Raw genomic sequence first — 3,337 nt, 5'->3', positions numbered from 1 at the left:
TCGAATTCCTTCGGGCAGCACATCATCCAGCTTCCAACCCGCATCACGGACTGTCGCCTCGGTGAGGTCGTCGAGCGGTATGCGCGACTCACCGCCGGTGGCCGCCGAGCGCCGTCGGCTCTCGGCCGCAATCAAGTCCCGCACGCTGTGCTCCCCCGTGCCGATGACCTCCGGGGGCACCCGCAGCGCTGCGGCAACCACCCGGCCGTCGATCACCACTAACCGGAGGTCGTCGCCATTTACCCGCTGCTCGATCAGCACCTCCGGGTATTGCTCCCGCGCCCGCGCGAGGGCCGTAGTGAGCTCGTCTTCGGCGACAACGCCGACGGTAATGCCCTTGCCCTGTTCTCCGCGAGTCGGTTTGACGACGACCTCTCCTACCTCCTGCAAGAAGGCGTAGTCGTCCTCGTCAAATGTGGCCAGGCGGGCACGGGGCACGGTGATGCCCGCCTCGGAGACCAGGCGCTTAGTCAGGCGCTTGTCGTCGCACCGGCACATAGCGATCGCCGAGGTGAATTCGGATAGCGACTCGCGGGTGATCAGCGTGCGGCCACCGAGAGAGAGTCGCATCTCGCCGGCCTCGGCATCGAGAACCTCGACCCGGATTCCGCGGCGCAGCGCCTCATCGGCGATGATCCGGGCATACGGGTTGAGGTCGTCGACGGTCTCCGGCGGCGGGCTGAACAGCGGCTCGTTGATGGCGTTCTTCCGCTTGATCGCCAGCACCGGAACGCGTCGGAAACCCAGCTTTTCATAGAGGGACAACGCGGCGGCGTTGTCGTGGCCGACCGACAGGTCCATGTAGGCGCGGCCGGCGCTACGGAAGTGCTCAGCCATAGCCCGGGTCAGGGCTTCCCCCATGCCGGGCAACCCAGCGGCCGGGTCCACCGCCAGTGTCCACAGGCTCGACCCGTGCTCCGGGTCGGAGAACAACACCTCGTGGTCGACGCCGGTCACGGTGCCCACCACCGCACCGTCCTCGTCACGCACCGCAACAAGGTAGGTCACCGCGTCCGCGTGCAGATGGTTGTCCCAAATCGTCTCCACCGGCGCCGGGACCATGCCGCATCGCACAAAGACGCGGTTCATCTCGTCGGCGTCGGCGGGGTCATTCAGCGTGCGCACCGTCACGCCGAGAGGTGTCGGCGCCAGCTCTTCCTCGTGCGAGGCAGTAAAGCGCAGTCGATAGGTATGACTGGGATCGATGAAGAGCTCGGTTGGCGCCCGGGCGATCACCACGTGAGACTCGCGGGCGTAGATGCAGATGTCACGGCGCCCGGGCGCTTCTCGTCTCAGCGCCTCGGCCAGCGTGTCGGCATCGGCAAACGTTTGGCCGAAGATGAGCCTGCCCCAACCCAATTCGAGCTCGACATCCTTGGCCATCGCGTCGACCAGGTGCGGCGGCGACGCATCGTGCAGGCCGAGCGTAATCGCCTCGGGGTGGTCATCCGAAGGACCGATGACAGTCATGCGGCAGGTCCTGTCACACCGTGGCGCTGCAGCCAAAGCTCGAGCAGGCCGATCTGCCAGAGTTCATTGCCGCGCAGAGGTGTCAGCTTGCCGTTCGGGTCGGCCAATAGCGCGTCGACGGCCTCGGCGTCAAACAACCCGCGCTCCTTCGCGATTGGCGCATATAGCGCGTCGCGGACCAGATCGAGATAAGGGCCTTCGAGGTGGGTCAGCGCGGGGACCGGGAAGTAGCCCTTGGGCCTATCGATGACCTCCGACGGGATCACCCGTCGCGCAGCCTGTTTGAGGACGCCCTTGCCCTCGTGCGCGATCTTCAGTTCTGGCGGGCAGGTCGCGGCCAGCTCGACCAGCTCGTGATCGAGGAAAGGAACCCGCCCCTCCAATCCCCACGCCATGGTCATGTTATCTACCCGTTTCACGGGATCGTCCACCAGCATCACCGTCGTATCGAGCCGCAGCGCGCGATCGATGCCGGTTTCGGCGCCGGCGCGAGCGAAGTGCTCGCTGACGAATAGCCCGCTGGGATCTCCGGGCGCGAATTTTCCTGACCCTAAGAGTGCCTCGATGCCCGCGGCGTCGCGATCGAAGAAAGCACCGCGATATTCGGTGACGGCACCCGCGAGGGTCGCGGCGGCCGGAGAACCCATCGGCGGGTACCAGTGGTAACCGGCGAACACCTCGTCGGCGCCCTGGCCCGATTGCACGACCTTGACGTGGCGCGACACTTCCTGACTGAGCAAGTAGAAGGCGACGCAGTCATGGCTGACCATCGGTTCGCTCATCGCGCCGATCGCCCCGTCGAGCGCGGGCAGCATCCGGTCTGTGCCGATGCGGATCTGATGATGATCGGTGCCGAAGCGTTCGGCCACGATGTCTGACCAGTGGAATTCGTCGCCTTCGACGCCACCAACCGACTCGAAGCCGATCGAGAAGGTCGACAGCCCGGTCTGGCCGGCCTCGGCGAGCAGCCCGACGATCAGGCTCGAGTCGACGCCGCCGGACAACAGGCAGCCGACCGGCACGTCGGCGACGAGTCGGCGCTCGACGGCGAGGCGCAGGCTGGACAGCACGGCGTCTTCCCAGTCCCGCTCGGACCAGTCGGAGCGATCCTCGTGCCTGGTGAAGTCGGGTGTCCAGTAGGTCGTGGTCCTAGACCGGCCGTCGGGCTCGATGGCAACGAGCGAAGCGGGCGGCACCTTGCGAACGCCGCGCAGGATGGTGGCCGGTGCCGGTACCACGGAGTGAAATGTCATGTAGTGGTGCAGCGCGACCGGGTCGATCCGGGTGTCCACACCGCCGCCGGCCAGCAATGCCGGCAGCGTCGACGCGAATCGGATGCGGTGGCTGTCCTCCGTCAGGTACAGAGGCTTGATACCGAGCCGATCCCGGCCGAGCAATACGCGGCCGCTGTCGCGTTCGACGATGGCAAACGCGAACATGCCTTTGAGGCGGCTGACGAAGTCGTCGCCCCAACGGTGGTAGGCCTTGATCAGAACTTCGCTGTCGCTGGTCGAAAAGAACCTGTAGCCGTGACTTTTAAGCTCGTCGCGCAGTTGCTTGTAGTTGTAGATGCAGCCGTTCCAGGCGATGGTCAAGCCCAGGTCCGAATCGACCATCGGTTGAGCGCCGTGCTCGGTCAGGTCGATGATCTTCAGGCGGCGATGTCCCAGCGCAACGCGTCCCTGTGACCAGACGCCGGCACCGTCCGGCCCCCTTGGTGCCATGACGGCTGTCATGGCCGAAACCGCAGCTACGTCGGGTACGCGATCGTCGAGTCGCACCTCACCGGTGGCGCCGCACATACATTCGACCCTAACTGCGGCGAGCCGAAAAGGTGACCTCGGGACGGCAGCTTGTTCGCGACCAG

General features: G+C 65.7%; 2 protein-coding genes. Both read right to left on the bottom strand.

The window, feature by feature from the left end; all coding sequences use genetic code 11:
- The coding region (ngg, locus tag ACZY0B_RS26780) for an N-acetylglutaminylglutamine synthetase (protein ID WP_463767258.1) at nucleotides 1–1,470 on the bottom strand (1,470 nt) is incomplete at its 3' end.
- A complete protein-coding gene (locus ACZY0B_RS26775; RefSeq protein WP_463767257.1) occupies nucleotides 1,467–3,272 on the bottom strand; it encodes an N-acetylglutaminylglutamine amidotransferase in 1,806 nt (601 codons plus the stop codon). The genes ngg and ACZY0B_RS26775, both read right to left, overlap by 4 nt.
- Between the last annotated feature and the right edge of the window lie 65 nt (nucleotides 3,273–3,337).

The organism is Mycobacterium sp. IDUB_19 (assembly GCF_055419445.1).
This window is presented reverse-complemented; position numbering and strand designations above follow the sequence as displayed.

Coding starts and splice junctions, on each gene's coding strand:
- ACZY0B_RS26775 (WP_463767257.1), bottom strand. CDS start 3,272: ATGTGCGGCGCCACCGGTGAGGTGCGACTCGACGATCGCGTACCCGAC.